This window comes from Paracoccus wurundjeri, from assembly GCF_030678915.1.
GTDB classification, from domain to species: Bacteria; Pseudomonadota; Alphaproteobacteria; order Rhodobacterales; family Rhodobacteraceae; genus Paracoccus; species Paracoccus onubensis_A.
The window spans coordinates 1-21,871 of the sequence record NZ_JAUUTZ010000043.1 but is presented as its reverse complement, the minus strand read 5'-3'; the positions used below and the strand labels follow the sequence as shown (position 1 = coordinate 21,871).

General features: G+C 61.4%; 21 protein-coding genes. 9 read left to right on the top strand and 12 right to left on the bottom strand.

Annotated elements, in window-relative coordinates:
- Window positions 1-321: 321 nt before the first annotated feature.
- Window positions 322-954: a protein-methionine-sulfoxide reductase heme-binding subunit MsrQ gene (locus Q0601_RS23635; RefSeq protein ID WP_305292477.1), complete on the bottom strand. Its 633-nt coding sequence runs from the start codon at window positions 952-954 to the stop codon at window positions 322-324.
- The gene (gene msrP / locus Q0601_RS23630; RefSeq protein ID WP_305292475.1) at window positions 954-1,850 is read right to left on the bottom strand and encodes a protein-methionine-sulfoxide reductase catalytic subunit MsrP; all 897 of its coding nucleotides are present in this window, start codon (window positions 1,848-1,850) and stop codon (window positions 954-956) included. Before msrP ends, Q0601_RS23635 begins: the two co-directional genes overlap by 1 nt.
- A gap of 75 nt (window positions 1,851-1,925) precedes the next feature.
- Between msrP and Q0601_RS23625 the strand changes: the two genes are divergently transcribed.
- The 3 genes from Q0601_RS23625 (at window position 1,926) to Q0601_RS23615 (ending at window position 3,611) form a co-directional block, all read left to right on the top strand.
- A complete protein-coding gene (locus Q0601_RS23625; RefSeq protein ID WP_119751932.1) occupies window positions 1,926-2,384 on the top strand; it encodes a DUF302 domain-containing protein in 459 nt (152 codons plus the stop codon).
- A 4-nt stretch (window positions 2,385-2,388) separates the two neighbouring features.
- Window positions 2,389-3,111, top strand: coding sequence for a lipase family protein (locus Q0601_RS23620; protein ID WP_305292471.1), 723 nt, complete (start codon window positions 2,389-2,391; stop codon window positions 3,109-3,111).
- 197 nt (window positions 3,112-3,308) lie between these two features.
- Window positions 3,309-3,611 (top strand): hypothetical protein, encoded by a 303-nt coding sequence (locus Q0601_RS23615; RefSeq protein ID WP_305292469.1) that lies wholly within the window; start codon window positions 3,309-3,311, stop codon window positions 3,609-3,611.
- A gap of 117 nt (window positions 3,612-3,728) precedes the next feature.
- On the opposite strand, the gene Q0601_RS23610 is transcribed toward Q0601_RS23615, so the two are convergent.
- The 3 genes from Q0601_RS23610 to Q0601_RS23600 form a co-directional block, all read right to left on the bottom strand.
- On the bottom strand, window positions 3,729-4,394 hold the full coding sequence (locus tag Q0601_RS23610; protein WP_305292467.1) for a L,D-transpeptidase: 666 nt from the start codon (window positions 4,392-4,394) through the stop codon (window positions 3,729-3,731).
- A 174-nt stretch (window positions 4,395-4,568) separates the two neighbouring features.
- Window positions 4,569-6,602 carry a DNA helicase RecQ gene (gene recQ, locus Q0601_RS23605; RefSeq protein WP_305292464.1) on the bottom strand — a complete coding sequence of 678 codons (2,034 nt, stop codon included), beginning with the start codon at window positions 6,600-6,602 and terminating at the stop codon, window positions 4,569-4,571.
- A complete protein-coding gene (locus Q0601_RS23600) occupies window positions 6,602-6,895 on the bottom strand; it encodes a YggT family protein (protein WP_119751933.1) in 294 nt (97 codons plus the stop codon). Before Q0601_RS23600 ends, recQ begins: the two co-directional genes overlap by 1 nt.
- Window positions 6,896-7,029: 134 nt before the next feature.
- Here Q0601_RS23600 and Q0601_RS23595 point away from each other — a divergent pair, with 134 nt between their 5' ends.
- The 5 genes from Q0601_RS23595 to Q0601_RS23575 all read left to right on the top strand — a co-directional run bounded on the left by Q0601_RS23595 (window position 7,030) and on the right by Q0601_RS23575 (window position 11,434).
- Window positions 7,030-7,590, top strand: a complete 561-nt coding sequence (locus tag Q0601_RS23595) for a thioesterase family protein (protein WP_305292462.1) — start codon at window positions 7,030-7,032, stop codon at window positions 7,588-7,590.
- 44 nt (window positions 7,591-7,634) lie between these two features.
- Window positions 7,635-9,005 (top strand): MFS transporter, encoded by a 1,371-nt coding sequence (locus tag Q0601_RS23590; protein WP_305292460.1) that lies wholly within the window; start codon window positions 7,635-7,637, stop codon window positions 9,003-9,005.
- Window positions 9,002-9,865, top strand: coding sequence for a penicillin-insensitive murein endopeptidase (gene mepA / locus Q0601_RS23585; protein WP_305292457.1), 864 nt, complete (start codon window positions 9,002-9,004; stop codon window positions 9,863-9,865). Before Q0601_RS23590 ends, mepA begins: the two co-directional genes overlap by 4 nt.
- Entirely contained in the window at window positions 9,838-10,734 is an 897-nt protein-coding gene (locus Q0601_RS23580; protein ID WP_305292455.1) for an esterase-like activity of phytase family protein, read from the top strand. The genes mepA and Q0601_RS23580 overlap by 28 nt, the downstream gene beginning before the upstream one ends.
- Before the next feature lie 97 nt (window positions 10,735-10,831).
- A complete protein-coding gene (locus Q0601_RS23575; protein ID WP_305292452.1) occupies window positions 10,832-11,434 on the top strand; it encodes a queuosine precursor transporter in 603 nt (200 codons plus the stop codon).
- A 276-nt stretch (window positions 11,435-11,710) separates the two neighbouring features.
- Here the strand turns inward: Q0601_RS23575 and Q0601_RS23570 are convergent, their stop codons facing one another.
- From Q0601_RS23570 to Q0601_RS23555, 4 genes are read right to left on the bottom strand one after another with little or no spacing between them, the layout of a single operon-like run.
- Entirely contained in the window at window positions 11,711-12,511 is an 801-nt protein-coding gene (locus Q0601_RS23570; RefSeq protein WP_305292449.1) for a heme ABC transporter ATP-binding protein, read from the bottom strand.
- The gene (locus Q0601_RS23565; RefSeq protein WP_305292447.1) at window positions 12,508-13,578 is read right to left on the bottom strand and encodes a FecCD family ABC transporter permease; all 1,071 of its coding nucleotides are present in this window, start codon (window positions 13,576-13,578) and stop codon (window positions 12,508-12,510) included. Before Q0601_RS23565 ends, Q0601_RS23570 begins: the two co-directional genes overlap by 4 nt.
- Window positions 13,578-14,438: a heme/hemin ABC transporter substrate-binding protein gene (locus tag Q0601_RS23560; RefSeq protein ID WP_305292445.1), complete on the bottom strand. Its 861-nt coding sequence runs from the start codon at window positions 14,436-14,438 to the stop codon at window positions 13,578-13,580. Before Q0601_RS23560 ends, Q0601_RS23565 begins: the two co-directional genes overlap by 1 nt.
- Window positions 14,435-15,469 carry a hemin-degrading factor gene (locus Q0601_RS23555; protein ID WP_305292443.1) on the bottom strand — a complete coding sequence of 345 codons (1,035 nt, stop codon included), beginning with the start codon at window positions 15,467-15,469 and terminating at the stop codon, window positions 14,435-14,437. Before Q0601_RS23555 ends, Q0601_RS23560 begins: the two co-directional genes overlap by 4 nt.
- 141 nt (window positions 15,470-15,610) lie before the next feature.
- Here Q0601_RS23555 and Q0601_RS23550 point away from each other — a divergent pair, with 141 nt between their 5' ends.
- A complete protein-coding gene (locus Q0601_RS23550) occupies window positions 15,611-17,647 on the top strand; it encodes a TonB-dependent receptor domain-containing protein (protein ID WP_305292441.1) in 2,037 nt (678 codons plus the stop codon).
- A 180-nt stretch (window positions 17,648-17,827) separates the two neighbouring features.
- On the opposite strand, the gene Q0601_RS23545 is transcribed toward Q0601_RS23550, so the two are convergent.
- The 3 genes from Q0601_RS23545 to Q0601_RS23535 form a co-directional block, all read right to left on the bottom strand.
- Window positions 17,828-19,546, bottom strand: a complete 1,719-nt coding sequence (locus Q0601_RS23545) for a peptidoglycan -binding protein (RefSeq protein ID WP_305292439.1) — start codon at window positions 19,544-19,546, stop codon at window positions 17,828-17,830.
- 1 nt (window position 19,547) lies between these two features.
- Complete coding sequence (locus Q0601_RS23540; RefSeq protein ID WP_370656183.1) at window positions 19,548-20,879, bottom strand: biopolymer transporter ExbB; 1,332 nt, start codon at window positions 20,877-20,879, stop codon at window positions 19,548-19,550.
- Between the two features lie 91 nt (window positions 20,880-20,970).
- Window positions 20,971-21,516 (bottom strand): gamma-glutamylcyclotransferase, encoded by a 546-nt coding sequence (locus Q0601_RS23535; RefSeq protein ID WP_119751885.1) that lies wholly within the window; start codon window positions 21,514-21,516, stop codon window positions 20,971-20,973.
- Window positions 21,517-21,871 lie beyond the last annotated feature (355 nt).

Below are 21,871 nucleotides of genomic sequence, written 5' to 3'. Positions count from 1 at the left end.
ATCGCCCGAAAGCTAATAGGCCGATATGCAAAGCTCCGTCGACTAAAAGCCAAACCGCCCGCATATCTCTTCAGTTAATACCAATAATGTCAAAAAGCAAAGGAAACAAAACAACCGGAGCGCCAATCTCTTAGCGCTTTACCCAGCCGCCTGATCTCCTGAATTCGTCCTGGCAACCCAACCGCTCTGGGCGGGATCACCGTCCCGAACCGCGTCTCCGCCGTCCGGTGAAGGGGTATCTACGGAGACTCGCCGGGGGGCGCAAGAGGATATTTTCAAAAAACGTCACAATTCTTCCGGTAAATCCGCAATATATTGATATTAATTGGTAATTTTTATCCCCCTTGCTCTGCTCCGCCCCAGCGGCCGCCGAATCGCAAGGCGCGCGCCCAGCAATAGCAGAATCACCAGCAGCCAGAATCCCGGCGTGACCGGGAACACTTTCAGCGCCCATATCCAGTGCAGTGCAACAAGCGGGCCAGCAAGATAGACAAGCTTGTGCAGGTTACGCCATGACTGTCCCCCCATTCTGCGAATCGAAAGATTGTTCGAGGTGACGGCAAGCGGAATCAGGATCAGCAGCGACAGCATTCCGAAGATCAGATAGGGCCGCTTGACCACATCCTTCGCCATCTGGGACCAGAGGAATCCCATCTCCATGCTGATCCAGCTTGTCACATGAAGGCAGACATAGGTGAAGCACAGCAGACCAAGGGCACGGCGGAACTTCATCAGGCTTATCCCTGTAATCCGCAGCAACGGCGTTACCGCCAGCCCGCCGATCAGGAAATACAGCGCAGTCCGCCCCAGACGATGCTCGATATCACGGACCGGATCGATTCCAAGATTACCGGCAAAGGTATCAAAGATCAGCAAGGCCAGCGGCAACAGCCCGGCCAGCCATACCGCCCAGACAGGCAATCGGCGCAAAAAATCGTTGAATCGCCGCTTCATCAGTAGTTCTTCGCCAAATCCATCCCGGCATAAAGCGGGGCAACCTGCTCGCCATAGCCGTTGAACTTCAGTGTTTCCTGCCGCCCGCCGAACAGTCCGCCACCGATCCGACGCTCGGTTGCCTGGGACCAGCGGGGATGATCCACCTCGGGATTCACATTGGCGTAAAAGCCGTATTCCGAAGCCTGCATCTTCTGCCAGGTGCAGACAGGCTGCTTGTCCGTCAGGGTGATCCTGACGATCGACTTGATCGATTTGAACCCGTATTTCCACGGCACGACCAGCCGGATCGGCGCGCCGTTCTGATTGGGCAGCGGATCGGAATACAGCCCCGTCGCAAGAATCGCCAGCGGGTGCATCGCCTCATCCAGACGCAGCCCCTCGCGATAGGGCCAGTCCAGGATCGGATAGCTTTGACCCCGCATCTCTTCGGGGCGGTTCAGCGTCTCGAAAGCGACATACTTGGCTGAGGACTGAACACCGGCCTTGTTCAGAACCGACGACAGCGGCACACCGATCCACGGAATGACCATCGACCACGCCTCGACGCAGCGCAGACGGTAAATCCGCTCTTCCAGGGCATTATCCGGGGCGAGGTCTTCGACCCCGTAGCTGCCGGGACGTTCGACCAGTCCGTCGATCTGCACCGACCAGGGATCGGTGGTCATCGCCGCCGCATATCTGGCGGGATCCTCTTTCCCGGTGCCGAATTCGTAGAAATTGTTGTAATTAGTGATCTCTTCCAGATTGTTCGGTTTTTCGTCGGTCGAAAACGAAGACGGCTTACCCGTCAGGGCCACTGCCGGAGATGCGGCCAGCGCCGCGCCTGCCGCGATGAAATTACGCCGGTTCAACCAATCGGCCTTGGGAGTAACGTCAGACCAGTTAAGTTTCATATCCACTCTCCGATATATCTTGCCCGCCGGGGCGGGCTGACCCATCATCGCACAGTCATGACGATGGAGGCCAAGATGCGTTTCACAATCGCTTTACTTTTCGGCTGCGCGGGGCTGGGCGTTACAGCCAGTGCCGATGACATTCCGGTGATCCCTCCCGTCACTCATCAGGTCGACGGTGAATTCGACGATATCGCCTTCAGCGTCGAGAATGCGATCATCAATGCGGGGCTGGTCATCGAAAACCGCAGCCATGTGGGCGATATGCTGGCCCGCACCAAGGAGGATGTCGGCGGATCGAAGGATATCTACACGAATGCCGAGATCTTCACCTTCTGCTCGGCCACGGTTTCGCGACAGATGATGGAGGCCGATCCGGCGAATATCCAGTTCTGCCCCTATTCCATCTTTCTGTACGAAACACCGGACGCGCCGGGCAGGATCACCGTGGGCCATCCCTCCTATGGCGGCTCGGCGGCACCCGCGCAGGAAATGCTGGATGGGATTCTTGCAGACGCATTGATGCTGGAATAGCTCCATGCTCAGACTGCTGGCCCTTTTTCTGCTGTTGCCGGCGCAGGTCATGGCCGGTGAATGCGTGGTCCTGCTGCACGGGCTCGCACGAACCGACGAGTCTCTGGCGGTGATGGAGCATGTGCTTGAACGTGAATCCTATCAGGTCGTCAGCAAGTCATATCCGTCCACCGACAAACCGATAGAGGATCTGCTTGCCTATGTCGGCGATGCGGTTGCCGAATGCGGCAGCACGCCGATCAATTTCGTTACCCATTCCATGGGCGGGATATTGCTGCGGGGGTGGTTGCGCGATCATCGGCCCGCCGATCTGGGCAGAACCGTCATGCTGGCCCCGCCCAACCGGGGATCCGAGGTCACCGATACCTTCGGCGATCTTGCGATCTACGAATATCTGAACGGCCCCGCAGGTCAGCAACTTGGCACAAAGCCGGACAGCGTGCCGAACCGCCTGCCTGCCGCTGATTTCGAACTGGGCATCATCGCCGGAGACAGGACGCTGAATCCGATCCTGTCGACCAGCTTCAGCGGCCCGAATGACGGCAAGGTGTCTGTCGAAGGCACGAAGCTGAGGGGGATGAGCGATCATATCACTCTGCATGCGACCCACACATTCATGATGAACAATCCGGTTGTAATTGCTCAGACGCTGCTTTTCCTGCGCAATGGACAATTCGACCACGATCTGACGACTGCGGAATCCGTCAGAATGATTTTCGGCAAATGATCCGTGCCGGGGCAAGCCGCTGAAATTGCCCATCTACTCCACCAGAGCATTTCCGCATGGCATATCTTTCGGTATCCAGTGGTAAATGGAAGGCTGATAACCGTGTAAACCGCCATTCGCCGATCAGACCCGGCGTTTTGTCGTCGCCTTAAAAATCCGCGATGGATATTCAACACGACCAAAATGAGAGTTCTGTAATGAGAAAACAATTTTCAGTGACAATCGTCATGCTGCAACTGCTCGGCGCCTGCGCCGCTCCGCTCGGCGTGGGCGGCAAAGCGAATGCCCCCTCTGATGAGAAGGACCTGCCCGAAGCCGTGATTCAATTGGCGGCGGCGAACCAGAATGTGTATTCCGCGCGCCTGCAACCGGACGGATGCTATTGGTACGAGTATCATGGGCCGGTGGAAACGACATTGCTGCCACTTCTTACCGACGACGGAAAGCGAATCTGCGGCGAGGCCGGAGCAGGAGAGACAACGCCGGGCTATGCGACATAGGCGCGGCGGGTTTTAGTCCTTCGGACAATACCTGCCCTGCTCGCACGATAGCCGAATTCCCGATGCCAAAGCGAATTCGGCAGGTTTCGCTGGAAACCTGCCGGGTCGCCGGGAAACTCAACTGACGGCGCCAAGCGACTCCTCGGCCGGATAGAGAACCGCCGTCGCCTCCAGTTCGACCTGATCGTAAAGCTCGTTGATATGCGGCATGACCATGCGCACGCAGCCCGAACTGGCCCGCGTACCGATAGAGCGCGGATATGGCGTGCCATGTATCCGAAGATAGGTATCGCGATCGCCGACATAGAGATACAGGGCGCGTGACCCAAGCGCATTCGAAGGCCCCGGCTCCATTCCGCCCGCGAATTTCGCATAAATCTCGGGCTCGCGCTCGATCATGCTTTGCGTCGGCGTCCAGTGCGGCCACCGGACCTTGCGCCGGATCGTGTAGGTTCCCGGTTCATACAGACCGCCCCTGCCGATGGCCACGCCGTAACGCATGGCCAGACCGTTATCCTTGATATGATAAAGGTACCGGGCCACCGCATCTACATGGATATCGCCGGGCACCAGCCCGTCATTCGCTTCCACCAGAACCGGAAGGAACCGCTGATTGAGATCCCAGGGGTTCGAGGTTTTCAGGTCGAAGAATGGCGGCGTTACCTCTGCGTCCCAAGCCGCCTTTTGTGCCTCATCCGGCCATTCACTCGCGTACAAAGGGGCGGAAACAGGCGCCGAAAAAAGCGCCGCCGCGGTTACAATAAAATGGCGTCGTGCCAGCATGAACGATCCTTTCTCACCTCAGGTCTCGGTCGTTTCAGCATATTCTCAGCTATGAGTTTCGTGGTGACTTGACCATATCATGCTGCAAATTCGCGACAGTAAAACTAAACGTGAAACCGGGTAGTGTCAGGTCCGCCTCATCCGGATCGCGCCAAGCGCAACCAGCATGCGTCCCTACCCGGCCCCTGTGATCTCTTCCAGAAACGCGGCCCCGAACCGTTCCAGCCTTGCGTCGTCCAGATGACGGCCAAGCGCCGCCGCATCGCCCGGTTGCTGCTCGGCGATCCGGCGGATCTGCGCAGTCGAGCATGACAGGGGCTTCGCCGTCCCGTCCTCTCCGCGCATCAGCCGGTTCTGCGCCTCCAGCAGACGGTCGAACAATGCGCCCGCCGGACGCCCGGCAAGCGCGCGGCGATGCGGATGTATCCGCGGCTGCTCCCCCGCAATTACCGCAAGGAATTCGCGCCCGTAACTCTCCAGCTTCTTTGCGCCCACACCGTTCACCTGCGCCATCTCGTCCAGATTGCCCGGGCGACGCTCGGCCATCTCGATCAGGGTGCGGTCGGGGAAAATGACATAGGCGGGTACCCGCGCCGCCTCGGCCAACGCCCGACGTTTGGCCTTGAGCGCGGATAGAAGCGGTTCATCCTCTTCCGCGACCTGGGTGCGGATGACATTGGCGGGTCTGGCTCGCAGCGTCGTGTCATGGCGCAGCGTCACGTCCGCCTCGCCACGCAGCACCGGATGGGCGGCATCGGTCAGATGCAGCGCGCCGTGACGTGCAGGATCGGGGCGGCAGAGATCCAGCCCCATCATCTGCCGGAAAATCGCCTGCCACTGCCCCCGGCTGTGATCGTGGCCCACGCCGAAAGTCGGCAGTTGGTCATGGCCCCGGGCGCGGACCTTCTCGGTCGTGTTGCCGGTCAGGATATCGATCAGATGTCCGGCCCCGAACCATTCCCCGGTCCGCACTATCGCCGATAAAGCCTTGCGCACCGATTGCGTGCCGTCAAACAGTTTCGGAGGCGTCTCGCACAGGTCGCAATTGCCGCAATCGTCCGCGTCCTCACCGAAATAGGCCAGCAGCCGTTTCCGGCGACACCCTGTCGCCTCGGCCAATCCAAGAAGGGCGTTCAGCCGCGTATGATCGGCCCCCTTGCGCGCAGCCTCGGCCAGACCCTCATCCACCTGCATGCGGCGGAACCGGATATCATCGGGACCGTATAGCGTCAGCGTCTCGGCGGGATCACCATCGCGGCCCGCCCGCCCGATCTCCTGATAATAGGACTCGATGCTTTTCGGCAGATCGGCATGCAGAACCCAGCGGATATCCGGCTTGTCGATGCCCATTCCGAAAGCCACCGTCGCAACCACGATCAGCCCGTCTTCCCGCTGAAACCGCGCCTCGACCTGGCGTCGCGCATCCGCCTCCATCCCGCCATGATAGGCCACGGCGCTGTGACCGGCTTCGGCAAGGGCGGCGGCAAGCGTCTCGGTCCGGGCGCGGCTGGCGCAATAGACGATGCCAGACTGGCCGCGCCGGGCGGCAACGAAAGCCAGCACCTGCTTGCGCGGGCTATCCTTGGGCTGAAACGCCAGCCGGATATTGGGGCGGTCGAAACCGCGCAGAAAGGTGACGGGCTGCTTTCCGTCGAACAGGCGGCTGACGATCTCGGCCCGGGTCTCGGCATCGGCGGTCGCGGTAAATGCGCCCAGCGGCACATCGAGATCGCGCTTCAACTCTCCGATGCGCAGGTAATCCGGGCGGAAATCATGGCCCCACTGGCTGACGCAATGCGCTTCATCCACAGCGATTGCGGTCACGCCCGCGCGGCGCAGCAGATTCACCGTCCCGCCCGAGGCCAGCCGCTCGGGCGCCATATAAAGGATTTTCAGCCCGCCCTGCGCCAATGCCTCGAATACGGCATCGGTTTCGTCCTGAGTATTCCCGCTGGTCAGTGCCCCCGCCGCCACCCCGGCCTCGCGCAGCGCCCGCACCTGATCCCGCATCAGGGCGATCAGCGGTGAAATCACCACCGTCACGCCGTCGCGCATCACGGCAGGCAGTTGATAGCACAGGGATTTGCCGCCCCCCGTGGGCATGATCGCCAGCACATCCCGGCCATCGGAAACCGCCTCGACAATCTCTTGCTGGCCGGGGCGGAAGCCGTCAAAGCCCCAGATTTGCCGTAAAAGCGCCGTTGGCATCACATGCCGTAGAAGAAGCCCGCATTATTCGCCAGGGCCTGCTGAAGAATGAGGATGATGACGAACACCACCAGAGGCGCAAGATCCAGCCCCCCGGTATTTGGCAACATATTCCGGATCGGGCGATAGATCGGCTCTAGCAGCCGGGACAACCCGTCCCAGATCGAGGCGACCAGGGGCTGCCGCAGATTCAGCACCTGAAAATTGATCAGCCACGACATGATGATATGGACGATCATGATGAACCACAGCAGATTAAGGATCGTCATCAAGGCGTAATGCAGCGTTCCCATCATTTCCTCTTCGTAGCGATTGCGTCCTGTATGACCTTGCGAATCGCCGTATGCAACCCGAATGCCGCAGCGTTCACCTTGACGTCCGCGTGACTTCCGGCCACCCCTGTCCCGAACCGGAAAAAGGACGGCCAATGTATCCGTGGATCAGATTTGCCAAGGAAATGTTGAAATTTCGTAACGTGCCGCTTCTCAGCCCGACCGATGCGCATGTTTCGACCCATATCTGCTGGCCCTGGGATCTGGATCCCTGGATCGAGCTGAATAATGGCAGGACATTGACGCTTTACGATCTGGGCCGGATTCCGATGGCCATGCGTTGCGGGCTGATAAAGCTGCTGAAAGAAAAGCGCTGGGGGATCACGATCGCGGGAAACTCGACCCGCTACCGCCGCCGCGTCCGCGTGTTCGATCGTTTCACCATGGTTTCGCGCATGATCGGCTGGGATCATCGTTTCATCTATATGGACCAGACCATATGGCGCGGCGGCCATTGCTGCAATCAGGTGCTGATCCGCTCGGCGGTCACCTCTGCCGATGGCATGGTGCCGCCAGCCAAAGTCATGGAAGCGCTTGGCCATGAAGCCGAAAGCCCGCCGCTGCCCGACTGGGTCGCCGCATGGATTCAGGCGGACGCCGCCCGTCCCTGGCCCCCCGAGCTTCCAGCCGAGGTAAAACAACCCTTGCCAGCCTGAGCCGGCTCGGGCCTTATATGCGCGAACCGGATGAAGGATATGACATGAACCGCAAGCGCATCTGGGGCTGGTGGTTTTTCGATTGGGCAAGCCAGCCCTATCATACGTTGCTGATCACCTTCATCTTCTCGATCTATTTCGCCGAGGTTGCCAAGACGCATTTCATCCGGCTCGGGGACGATGCCGCGATTGCGGGCGCGAATGCGCAGGCGCTTTGGGGTTATGGCCTCGCGGCGGCAGGTACCGTCATCGCGGTATTCGCACCGGTCCTTGGCGCGGTCGCGGATACATCCGGCAGGAAAATGCCATGGATCTGGCTGTTCTCGGCCTTCTATGTCACCGGAGCTGCCGGGCTGTGGTATCTGACGCCCCAGCACCCGCCGTTGCTTCAGGCGGTGGCGCTGTTCGGCATCGGCATGATCGGGCTTGAATTCGCCACCATCTTCACCAACGCCATGCTGCCCGGCCTTGCCCCGCGCGATGAAATCGGCAGACTGTCAGGCACTGGCTTTGCTTTCGGTTATCTCGGCGGCGTGGTCGCGCTGGCCATGATGCTGGCGCTGTTCGCCGAAACGCCCAGCGGCAAGACGCTGGCCGGACTGGAGCCATTATTCGGTCTTGATCCCGCGCAGCGTGAAGGCACACGCTTTGTCGGACCGTTCACCGCGATCTGGTTCATCCTGTTCATGATGCCGTTCTTCCTGTGGGTCAGGGAACCGCGCGGCCCCCGTCGCCCGGTCAGGATCGGCGCGGCGATGCGGGATCTGTGGGCCCTGATCCGCAGCCTGCGCCACCGGCGCAGCCTTGCAAGCTGGCTGGTCTCGTCGATGCTGTCGCGGGACGCCCTGAACGCACTATACGGGTTCGGAGGCGTCTACGCCGGCACGGTTCTGGGCTGGCCGGTCTTTCTGGCGGGCATTTTCGGCGTGGTCAGCGCGATATCCGCCGCCATCATCAGTTGGTTGGGCGGCATGGCCGACAGCCGCTTTGGTCCGAAACCGGTCATCATCGCCTCTACCTTGGTGCTGATCGCGGTTTGCGTCACCATTGTCGGGATGGACCGCGAAACGCTGTTAGGCATATCCCTGCCGGCAATGCCGGTCCTTGGCAGCCTGTATGTGCCCGACCTGATCTTCTTCGCCTGCGGCGCCCTGATTGGCGGGGCCGGAGGCGCGTTGCAGGCCGCCAGCCGCACGATGATGGTCCGCCACACCACGCCCGAACGCGCGACCGAGGGTTTCGGACTTTATGCCCTGTCCGGCAAGGCCACCGCATTCCTTGCCCCGTTCCTGATCGCATTGGTGACCGACATGTCCGGAAATCAGCGTATCGGCATTTCTCCTGTTATCTTGATATTCCTTCTGGCGCTTGTTCTGCTACTCTGGGTCAAACCGGAAGGAGAGGGACAGCAGTGATCCGCAAAATCATCACCACGGCAGCCCTGATTGTCGGGCTTGCCTCGCCCGTCATGGCCGATCCGCTGGCCAAGGACGTGTTCGGCCAGTTCCGAAGCGCATCGCAGGGCGCGGCGGTTTCGATCGGCTATTATTCCCAGGGCTGCGGCCAGGGTTTTCAGCAATTGCCCGAAACCGGGCCAAGCTGGCAGGCCATGCGCCTGTCACGCAATCGCAACTGGGGCCACCCCGAGCTGATCAGCTTTCTGGTCGGGCTGTCGCAAGCCGCGCAACAAGCCGGTTGGCGCGGGCTGTATATCGGCGATATGAGTCAGCCGCGCGGCGGGCCAATGGTGTCCGGCCATGCCAGCCATCAGATGGGCCTTGACGCCGATATCTGGATGTTGCCGCCCCAATCGCTGAGCCTGACGCCGTCCCAGCGGGAAAGCATCTCTTCGGTTTCCGTGGTTGCAGGCGGCGGCACGCAATTGTCGCAATACTGGAACCCCGGTCATATGGCGATCATGCGCGCGGCGGCACGCGATCCCCGTGTCGAACGGATTTTCACCGATCCCGTCGCCAAGGTCGCGATGTGTCAGATGGAGACCGGTAACCGCAGCTGGCTGCGCAAGGTTCGTCCGCTGAACGGCCACGATTATCACTTCCATGTCCGGCTGACCTGCCCCAAGGGCTCGATCTGCCGCACTCAGGATCCGCCGCCTTCGGGCGATGGCTGCGACGAAGCGCGGGAATGGATCAGGAACCGGATTGATCCAAGCCGGGTCAAACCCGTTCCTCCCGATCCGAATTATCGCCATCCCCGCAGCTACAGGATGAGCGAGATGCCCAGCCAATGCCAGACAGTCGCCGCCGCACCCTGATCGCGGCTCTTACCATGGCATTCGTCACGGCCGGCAGTTCCGCGTCGGCCGTGACTCTGGACTATATCGGCACATATGTCTGGGATGACAACGATCCCCGCTTCGGAGGCTTTTCCGGGATCGAAATCACCGAGAACGGCCGTCGTTTCCATGTCCTCTCGGACCGTACAAACCTGTTCTGGGGCAATATCGAGCGTGACGTCGCTGGCCGGATCAGGCATATGAGCATCTCGGGGCGCGCGCATCTGAAAGGCAGCAACGGCGAACCCCTCGCCGGCGGCTATCTGGGTGACAGCGAAGGGCTGGCCATCGACCACAAGGGGCAGATATGGGTCAGCTTCGAGGGGCTGAACCGTGTGGTTCTGCATACCAATCCCGACGCCCCCGGACAGCCTCTTCCCCGCCCGCCGGCAATGCCCGAAGGTAATTCCAACGCAGGTCTCGAATCCCTTGCAATCGACGCGGACGGTGCATTGTTCACCATACCCGAAAGATCGTCCGGACCGGATCGGCCATTCCCGGTCCTGCGTTTCAAGGACGGAGAATGGGATCAGCCCTTCACCATCCGGCGCGAAGGACGCTGGCTGCCGGTCGGATCGGATTTCGGGCCGGATGGCTGGTTTTATCTGCTGGAACGCAGCTTTCAGGGGGTGCTTGGTTTCTCTTCCCGCGTCAGCCGTTTCCGCTTTGACGATACGGGCGTCACGGAAGAACAGAGGCTGTTGGAAACCAGCGCCTTGCAATATGACAATCTCGAAGGTCTGTCGGTCTGGCATGACGGTCAGGGCATCCGGCTGACGATGATCTCGGACGACAATTTCCTGTTCGTACAGCGCACCGAACTGGTCGAGTACCGGCTGCGGGAATGATCCTTTTCCGTTGACAGCGGCACGGGCCAGGCGTATGCGCCCTCTGCCCTGTAACCGGGCCGAGTTGTTCCGCTACCTTGTAAAACGGAAATTCATAATGAACCGCTTTCTGCCCGGCATCCTTGCCATGGCCGCCAGCGTCGTGGCCTCGAATATCCTCGTGCAGTTTCCGATCGGAAACTGGCTGACATGGGGCGCGCTTTCCTATCCTTTCGCCTTTTTGGTGACCGATGTGATGAATCGGGTCTATGGCGCCGCCGCCGCGAGGCGCGTCGTTCTGGCCGGTTTTGCCGCTGGTGTGATCTGTTCTCTGATCGCGACCGGGCTGGACAAGACGACACTGCGCATCGCCATCGGATCAGGCTCGGCCTTTCTTTGCGCGCAAATGCTGGATGTCGCGGTATTCGATGCATTGCGCAACCGCCGCTGGTGGGTGGCCCCGCTTGGATCCACCCTTGTCGGATCGGCGGTCGATACATCGCTGTTCTTCATCATCGCCTTCGCAGCCGCCCTGCCCGCCGATGGCAATACCGGCTGGGCGAACGAAATGGTGCCGCTGCTTGGCACCGGGGCGGTATTGCCGCTTTGGGTTTCGCTGGGAATGGCAGATTGGCTGATGAAAATCGGGCTGGCAATACTTGCCCTAGTACCGTTCCGTATCATCATCCGCAATTTCTTGCGTGTTTACCAAGAAAACTGATTGACAGATTCGATATCTGTGGCACCCTTCTAAGTAACGGCAACTTATTGAAAGGAGGTGGTCCAGTGTCGAGAGTGATATTGGAGAACGGTGGCGGAACAGTCAGGGGGGCCGTGGCCTAAAGGCAATCCTTCGGGTCGTAAACCCTGATTGGGACCGGGCGGATTTCCATCCCTAACCGGACCATCTCCGTGGAACTCGCGGGCCGTCTGATCTGGGCGGCCCGTTCCATTTTCCCGGGATCGTATTTCCCCCGGGGCCAGATTGGCGGTAATCTCACACGCGTTCGGCAATGCCCATAGCGACGGCTTGCGGTAATATCCAGACGCCGTCCGGCGGCGTATGATTCACCCGCAACCGGCAACCGTAAGCGGTTGAAAGCAGGTTATCCGTCAGCACTTCGGCAGGCGGACCTTCGGCCAAAGAGCCGCCATCCCGCATCAGCAGGACATGATCGGCAAACATCGCCGTCAGGTTCAGATCGTGCATCACCGCAACGACTCCGCCGCCCTGCCGGGCGTAATCCGCAGCAAGTTCCATGACGCTGATCTGATGGGCGATATCCAGACTGCTGACCGGTTCATCCAGAAACAGCCAGCATGGGCCGCCGCGCCCGACCGGGTGCCAGACCTGCACCAGAACCCGGGCAAGCTGTACCCGCTGTTGCTCTCCGCCCGACAATTCCTGATAAAGCCGCCCTCCGTAACCCGGCAGGCCAACCTTCGCCAATGCCGCTTCAATCAACCGGTCACGCCCGGAATCCACCTGCGCGGTCAGCCCGATGCGAATGATTTCCGCCGCGGTAAAGGGAAAGCTCAGCACCGTATGCTGTGGCAGGACCGCCCGGATCGTGGCCAGCATCTCTGGCCGCAATCCGGCGATATCACGGCCATTCAGGGTAATGCTGCCGGAATCCGGCAAATATTCCCGCGTCAATGCCCGCAGCAACGAGGTCTTTCCCGAACCGTTCGGCCCGATGATCGCCGTCAGCCTGCCTGCCTGTGCGGTCAGGTCAAGCCCGTGCAGGATCTGGCTGCGGCCCAGTTTCAGCCGGATGTCACGCGCAATCAGGCTCATGCGTCCAGAACCCGGCGGTTGGACAGCAGCACCCACAGGAAGAACGGACCTCCGATCAGGGCCGTGATGATCCCGATAGGCAGTTCGGCAGGCGCAACGATGGTCCGGCTGACCATATCCGCCGCCAGCAGCGTCGACGCGCCCAGAAGCGCGCTGTTGACCAGCAGCCATCGATGATCCGGCCCCGAGATCAGGCGCAGCAGATGCGGCACGACGATGCCCACGAACCCGATGGCCCCGGCAATCGCAACCGATGCGCCGGTCGCGGCGGCGGTGATCAGGATGGCCGCAGTCTTGACGCGCTGCACATGCAGTCCGACATGCGCCGCAGCAGCCTCGCCCAGCGCAAGCCCGTTCAGCCCCCTTGCCAGAAATGGCGACAAGGCCAGGGCAAGCGCGATAACCGGTCCGGCGACGGCAATCTTGGCCCAGCTTGCCCCGGCGAGCGAGCCAAGGCTCCAGAATGTAAGGTCGCGCAGCTGCTGATCGTCGGCGCGGTAGATGATCAGCCCGCTGAGGGCTGCGATCATTGCCGACATGGCGATCCCGGCAAGCAGCATCGTCGCGACCGAAGTGCGCCCCTGCCGGGTTGCGATACCGTAAAGCGTGAACATCGCCACCCAGCTTCCGGCAAAGGCTGCGATGGGCACAAGATGCCAGCCGGTCAGGGCGGCAATGGCCGGCGGCAGAGCGCCGCCCAACACAATTGCCGATATCGCGCCAAGCGATGCGCCGGCACTGACCCCCAGCAATCCCGGATCGGCAAGCGGGTTGCGGAACAGCCCCTGCATCATCGCCCCGGACACCGCCAAAGCCGCGCCGACCAGCAGGCCGGTCAACAGTCGCGGCAGGCGGATGCTGTGCATGATGATCCGGTCGATCTGCGCCGCTTCACGCCCGGCCAGCCAGTCCAGCAACATCTGCGTGGCTGAAACCCCCGACGCGCCATGCCCCAGCGATAACAACGACATGACGATCAGCAACAGGAACAGCAGGGCTGCAAGACGCCGCCCGATATGGCTGCGATCACCGGCCAGCCTGACCCGTGTCGCCTCAAGCATGGCCATCACCCGTCTCCGTAGATCGCGTTGTGCAGATCCAGTGCGGCATCTGCGGCGCGTGGGCCGAAACCAAGAAGATACAATCCGTTCATGCGGATAACCGCACCATCCCTGACCGCCGGAGTCTCGGCAAGCGCAGGCAATGATTTCAGCGTCTCTGCCGCGGCGCCATGGCCATCCTCTCCGTCGCCGCGATCCATCATCAGGATCACATCCGGCGCGGCGGCAGTGATCGCCTCGTCCGACAGGGGTTTATAGCCTTCGAAGCCCTGCATCGCATTGCGCGCTCCGGCAAGCTCCATGATCGCCTCGGCCTCGGTTCCCTGACCCGAGGCCATGACCCGTCCGCCCTGCAAGGACAGAATGAACAGCACCGATCTGGTTTCGGACTGATCCTGTGTCTTCTCGGCCAGTCTGCTGAAATCGGCCTGCAATTCTTCAACCGGTCCTGCTGCGGCTTCCGGCACACCCAATGCCTCGGCCACGGCCTCGATCTTCGCTGTCAGCCCTTCGGCATCGGTACCCGATGGAATGGTCACAAAAGGCACCTCGGCCTCTTTCAGCAATTCGATCGTCTCGGGCGGACCCGCGCCTTCCTCGGACAGGATCAGATCGGGGCCGACCGAAAGCACGCCCTCGGGCGACAAGGCCCGCATGTAACCGACATCCGGCAATTCCTGCGCCTCGGCAGGAAAGTTCGAGGTCGAATCCCGCGCGATCAGCCGGTCTTGCTGACCCAGCGCATAGACGATCTCGGTCACCGATCCGCCGATGGCCAGCACTTTCCCCGCATCGGGATAGGATTCCGCCGCGACCGGGGCCGCAAGACCGGCCCAGACGACACTTGCGGCGATCAGCCCTCTCATGCGTCATCCCCGGCAGGCAAAGCCTCGACCAGCCGTTTCCAGCCCTCGGCATCGCCACCCTTTTCGGGGCGCATTCCGAAACACTGGAAGATCAGATCGCCATTTTCATCGAATGCCTCAACCGAGATCGCGGGGCCGCGTTTCGTCGGCTTATCCACAAGCCAGACCTCGGCCACATGATCGCCACGTAAATGCAGGTTGAACCGCGCATCCATCACATTGAGCCAGGGACCCATCGGTCTCAGATTCTGAAGCGAACCCGAATGGATTTCGATGCAGCCGGCATTGCCGACGAAGAACATGACCTGCTGCCCCTCTGCCTGAACCCGCTCCAACAGCGCGGGGACGGCATCGTTGGCAAGCTGCCGCGCAAGCGGAGCGCCGGCGATGCGATAAGCGCCAAGCCGGTTCATCTTTAACCGGCGCGTCAGCGTGTTGAATTGATGGGTATCGGTCATCCGCACCCATTCCGCGCGAAGTGTCTCGGCCTTGTCTTCCGCGATCCGGGCACCTTCGGGCGCTGCGCGTCTGGCGAATTCCGAAAGATTCTTCTGGTCGGGCAGCGCAAGCTCGTGCTTCAACGCCTCCCATGCCGCCAGATCCGAGGTTTCGCGCAGATGCACCTTGTGGATCGCGTCGCCCGCCGCGTCGAAAACCTGAACGGAACGGCGCGTGCCATCGGCGGTCCCGGTTTCGACCGTATAGGCATGAACCCAGTGCCGTGGGAACATGCGCATGTCGATCTCGGCATCCAGCGTCATCGCCGCGTGATCGCCATCATGGAAATCGTTATAGGTGCCGATCTTCTCGATCACGCAGGAACGGTTGCGCGTCAGGGCCATGACCTCTCCCAGACGCTGCACCGCAGGGATCAGCCTTGACAGCGCCGGATCGATCCGGATCACGCCAAGACCAAGATCAGCCTCGACCAGTGCCGCTTCGGGCAGGCCAAGCTCTTGTGCAAGATCATAGGCGCGCGATTTGGTCTCGCGCTTCAGTTCTCGCAGTCGGGCGGGGGTCAGATCGTTCATTTGTGCCTCTTGTGCAGCAGGTCCGGCCGGGATCACCCAATAGCCGCGCTATATACTTGACTTCTTTAGTAGGAAAATCTAGCCGAAGCAAGACGCCAGCCTTTGCCAGCCCGATAACATCCGTTTGCGAAGGGACTGGCCATGTCACGATATATCACCGCTACTGCTCTGCTGCTTGGAACGACCTCTATCGCCCTGGGGCAGGACACTGGTGAAGGGCTGACGCTGGATCCGATCATTCTTCGCGCAGGCACCGAAAAGGTCGCGTCATCCGTGCCGCAATCGGTCAGCGTCATCGACGCCGAGGAACTTAACGAGATCGCGGCCGGAAATATCGGCGATGTGCTTGCGCAGGTGCCCGGCGTCGCGGGGGTCGGATCCTCCAGTTTCTTCGGACAGGGTTTCAATATCCGGGGCTTCGGGTCTGATGAGGCGGCGGCGGGCGAAGCGGGGATCATCCAGCTTATCGACGGCGAGAAGAAATATTACCAAAGCTATCGTCAGGGCTCGCTTTTCGCAGAACCGGAATTCATCGGCAGGGTCGAGGTTCTGCGCGGTCCCAGCGCGGCCACGCTTTACGGTGTCGGCGCTTTGGGTGGCGTCATCGCCGTGGAAACGATCGACGCAAGCGACATCATCCCGGAAGGCCAGAACAGCGGCGGCCGGGTCAAGCTGGGCTATTCGTCCAACCCCGATTCCGTTGTGGGTAGCGTCATGTGGGGCTGGCGGCCCGCGCAGGATTTCGAAGCCCTTGCCGCCTTCGCCTATCGCACGATCGGGGAAACCGAGGATGCGGATGGCAACCGGCTGGTGCGGTCGAACTCAGACACGCCAAACATGCTTCTGAAAGCCCGCAAGACATTCGGCGACCAGTATATCGAGGCATCCTATCTGCATCTGGAGGCCGAGGGCGATGATCAGGATTTCAACCAGCTTGAAGGCGCGCAGGTCGGGCTATATCCCGGCTTCCCCGGCTGGGGCGTGGGCGATATCCTGACCCGCGATCAGACCGCAAGGCTGGAATGGGGCTGGAACCCCCAGGACAACCGGCTGATCGACGCCACGGTGACCTTGTCTTACACTAACACGATCAAGGATGTGAAACAGGGCGACAAGCCCGATGAGCCGATCATGGACAGCCTGCTGGGCCGGCGCGATTACGCCCTGACCAAGCTGAAGGCACAGAACGTCATGGATCTGTCGGGCACGGGCTACAGCCATTTCCTGACCATCGGCGCCGAGACCTATAAGCAGGACCGGTCCAGTTCCAGCTATTCGGCCTCTCATCCCGAGGGTTATACCCGCTCGCAGTCGGTATTCGCGTGGTCCGAGCTTGAATGGAACCGGCTCACGATCAATACCGGCCTGCGATACGAGCGGCAGAAGACCGAGCCCAAAGCCAGCGTCGTGGTCAGCGACGACAAGCTGAGCGCAGAGGCGCTGGAACCACAGATCGGTCTTATGTACCGGCTGACCGACAGCTGGTCGGTCTTCGCATCCGCCGCGCTGGTGAACAGGGTTCCGACAGTGGACGAGCTTTATGACAACCATATGGGCGGAGCGGCCTCACCCGATCTGAAGGAAGAGAAGGGCAAGAATATCGAGATCGGGGTCAGTTACCGCGCCGGCGACCTGTTCGCGGCGGGTGACGAGGCGGCGATGAAACTGACCCTGTTCCGCAACCATATCGACGACATGATCGTGCGCACCGGCCTGCCCGCGCCGACACCGGCTTATGAAAATATCGATCGCGCCTATCTTCGCGGCGGCGAACTCGAGGCAAGCTATCGCTCGGGGCCATGGAACATCGGCGCGGCGATATCCGTCGTCAACGGCCGGAATCAGGATGGTGAAGACCTGAACACCCTTCCCAACAACCGGCTGGTGCTGTCCGCCTCATGGCAGGCAACATCAAGCTGGAAATTCGGGATGCGCAGCACCCTTGCCGCCTCGCGCGACAAACCGGTAAGCGCAACCAATCCCGCAGGCGAGGATCGCGCAGGTTTCGGCACGCATGACATTTACGCGATCTGGACGCCCGATCAGGGCGCCTTGCAGGGGGTAGAGGTCAATTTCGGCATCGATAACGTGACCAACAAGAATTACACGCCGGCAACCTATCTTCTGGGACCGGCGGCCGGGCGGAATTTCAAGATCTCGCTCAGCAGGACATTCTGATCCTTGTCCCGGGGGCGCCGCCCGTCACCGGCTGGTCTCTTGAACCAGCGGCGCGACCCACCGGCGATCCCCAAGAAGGTATTTGGACAAAGAAGAAGGGCTCCGGGCAGGACGGGAGGGGCGCGGATATTCCAGCAATGAGAGGCCGGTGGCTGACGGTGTGGCTGGCGGGGGCGGGCCTTATCTTTCCGTAAGTTTCAACTCGATCCGGCGGTTCCGGGCGCGGCTTTCGGCGGTATCCGCCTCGTCTACCGGTCTTGTATCGGCAAAGCCCGCCGCCGCCAGCCGATCGGCCGGGAATCCCAATTCGTCAATCATATAGCGGACCACGGCCAGCGCCCGCGCCTGACTGAGTTCCCAATTATCCCGATAGCGGCCACTTCCGGACAGGGGCGTGTTGTCGGTATGGCCATCGACACGGATCATCCAGTCGATCTCGTTCGGGATTTCATCCGCAATGTCGGACAGCATCCGCGCCACCCCGGCCACCTGCTCATGACCGGATGAGGAAAGGCTGGCCTCACCCGGCGGAAAAAGCACTTCGGACTGGAATACGAAACGGTCCCCGACGACCTGCACCCCTTCGCGCCCGGACAAGATCTGCGACATCCGGCCGAAGAATTCCGAGCGGTAACGGGCAAGGTCGCGCGCTTCCTCTTCGGCCAGTTTGCGGGCTTCTTCCTCCAGTTGCAGGCGACGTTCCTTTTCTTCGGTTGCGCGCAGCAGTGCGGCATTGAGCTGTTGTCCCAGATCCTCAACCCGCAACTCGGCCTGTTCCTGTTCATCCCCGGCGGTATCCAGCAATGCCTGCAATGAGGATAGTTCCGCCGTCAGGGACGCAACCTGTTCGTTCAACAGGGCCAGCCGGCGCTGATCTTCGGTCGAGATTTTCTCCTGTTTGGCCAGTTCGGCGCGGGCAGTCTCCAGCAAGGCCGCCTGCCGGTCGGCCTCGGTCGTAGCCGTCTCGGCATTCCCGGACATGCGATCGCGAGCGGATTCCGCAGCGGCCAGAAGCGTCAGCGTCTCTTCGGCCTGCTTGCGGCTTTCCTCAAGCGAAAGGGTCATCGCGGTCAGTTCGGCATCCGATTCTTCCAGCCGTTCGCGCAGGGCCTTTGCCGCCTCGGCCTCGGCCAGACGGGCGGTTTCAGCCTCGGTCAACCGGGTTTCGGTGGCCGTCAGATCCTCGCGCAATTGCGCCGTCTCTCCGCCGGTTTCGGCATTCCGGCGGCGAAGATCGGCCACCAAAGCCTCAAGCGCCTCGCGCCGGGCGGCGGCCAGCCGGGCGGTTTCGGCATTGGCGTCGGTTTCCTCGCGCGCGGCGGCAACCGCCAGTTCCGCCGCCGAAGCACGCTCTTGCTCCTGATCCAACCGATCCTGCAAGGCCTTTTGCGCGGCGGCGGATTCCGTGAAATCCTTGTGGCGTGCGGCGATCAGCGTCGCCACCTCGGCCTCGAAATCCGTCAGCCGGGATTTGGCGTCCTGCAATTCGGTTCTGCTGCTGTCCAACTGGTTGCTGAGCCGGGTGATATGCGCCGCGCGGTCGCGGGCCTGCGCCTCGGCCTGCGCAAGTTGTTCCTCAAGGCTTGCACGCGCGTCATTCTGCTCGGCAAGCCGCTCCTCGAGTTCCGCCCCCTGCTCTTCGGACACGCTCAGCGCCTGACCCAATGCGGACACCTGCTGGCCAAGCTGGTTCAGGCGCTGCTCCTGCCGGGATATCTGCTCTTCCTGCTGGCTGATCGTGCTGCCCTGATCGGTGATCTGTTCGCGCAAGACCGACTGGACGATGACGAATATCGTCAGAACGAACATCAACACCAGGAGAAGCGCAGTCATCGCATCCACGAAACCGGGCCAGATCGTGGCGGAAAAGCGATTGGTCGAGGCGCGATTCAGCGCCATCTCATTCCTCCTGCCGGCGCTGCGACAGGGGCGGAATGGTCAGCTGATCGTCGCGGAACGGATCCGAGAACCGCGCTGCCCGGACTGCCCGCGTCAGCACCAGAAGATCAAGCCGCAATTCCGACACCATCTCGTCGCGGTCTTCGCTGAGATGCCGCGCAAAACGTTCGAGCGCGGCGTCAAGCGTCTTGGCATCCACACCCGAACCCGAGTCCGCACCCTGCCCCTGCAATGCCGCGGCAAGCCGGTCCTGCCCATCAGCCATCCGGCCCACCGCCGCCGTCAATGCGGCTGCTTGTCGGCTGGCCTCTTCGCGTTCGGCCCCCGACTGCTTGACCAGTGCATCCACGGTCTCGACCAGCGCCAGAACCCGCTCATCGGCCATTGCCGCCGCTTCGTCGCGGATCACATCGCGCTCGGCGTGGAACTGCTGAAGCCAGTCGATCTGCACGGCGATCTGGTCCATCAAGCCACTGCCGGCGCCTGCGCCTCCTTCTTCGCCATCGCCGGCAAGGCTGATGCGGGTGAAACCCGACATCCATTCCTCCAGCTCGCGGTAAAAGCGGTTCTGGCCATGGGTCGCGAACAGTTCCAGAAGGCCGACCACCAGCGATCCTGCCAGCCCCAGCAACGAAGATGAAAACGCCGTCGCCATGCCGCCAAGCTGGGCTTCAAGCCCGCTCATCAGCTTGTCGAACATCTGGGCGCCTGTCTCGCCGTCCTGCGGGGCAAGGGCGCGGATCGTCTCGATCACAGCCGGAACCGTCGTCGCCAGCCCGTAGAAGGTTCCAAGCAGGCCAAGGAATATCAGAAGATTGGCAAGATACTTGGTGATGTCCCGCAATTCTTCGATCCGGGTGGCGACGGATTCAAGTATCGACCGCGCCGATCCCGTCGATATCACCCCCCCTGCCGGTCCCCGCGCGCCCAGCAACGCGGCCAGAGGCGCCAGCAATCGCGGAGGCTGATCGCCATCGTCCACACCACGCGCAGCAAGGCCCTTTTCCACGGCATTGCTGCGGCGCTCAGCAAAGCGCTCGATCCAGTGAACGGAGCGCATAAGCTGCTGGACCTGCCAGAAGCAGGCCAGAACGCCCAGCGCGAAGACAAACAGGATCAGCCCGTTCAGCCAGCGGTTGGACATGAAGATCGGCAGGATGCGCCCATAGGTGAACCAGCCGCCGACCAGCACCAGAACCAGCAGCGTCAGCATCATCAGAATCTGCCGGACGGGCTGCGAAAAATGCGGATGCGCGGAGGACGTACGCCTTGCGGGGGCAGCAAGTTTCTGCTTGTGCCTGTCGCTGGTCTGGCCGGTGTTCGGATCGCTCAAGGGCTCGCCTTCCTGATCGAAGCAGGGTCATTCGCGCGAAGTGTAGGATGCCGGGATTGACTTGCCAAGCACTCGCAACGCCGACCGATGCTTAAGCCTGATCTGTCATCAGGCGGCGCACATCCTCGGAAAGCTGCTCGAGCATCTCGTCATTCATGCCAATTTCCGCAAGGTGGCGCACGGTGTTGAACAGGTAATCCGCATTCGGGCCGCGTCCGCCATGCGCCCGCGCGATGATATCCGCCTGCTCATTCGTGCAAAGGCCCCCGGCATATTGCCAGTGATCGCGCCGCATCACATAGGCGATCGCATGAATTTCGCGCCCATCCTCCAGATGCAGCGGGACGATCATTTCCCGATAGGCGCTGCTTGCCAGTTCGCGCGCGCGCAGATATTCCATCACCCCGGAATGTTCGTCTTCGGCGATACGCAATGCCAGACCCCGGCATTCCGCCCCGGGCTCTTCATCAAGCCCCAATACAAGACCCGGCGCCTCATGTGTGCCGCGGAACGTGATCGAGCGCAGGCAGAAGCTGCGTGAATAGCCACTCAGCCGCGCCTTGACCGTCTCGACCGGATTGAAGCCCGGATCCCACATCAGGGAGCCATAGCCGAAAACCCAGAAAACCTTTTCCATCGCCGAAATGCCTTTCATCCGATGAAAAACTAGGTGACGCATGACGGGATTGAAAGCCCCCGGGAAGATTTTACATCAATCTGAAACACGGTCAGCCCGGCAAGCACCCGGCACGGAACCAAGACCCCGCGCGTAAGCCGCCCATCCGCTAACCGGGCATTACGCGGCGCCGATTTGCAGATTTTGCGCAACAGGCCCGACCCAGATGCATGCCGCGCCCGCCAGATTCCGCTTCCTCTGCTTCTTCTTTGTCCAAGTACCTCGGGGGTGCGGGGGGCGCGGCCCCCCCCCGCGCGGGGCGGCACCCACCCCCCCGTGCGGTGGCACGCCGCCCGCCCCGCAATTTCATGGCGTG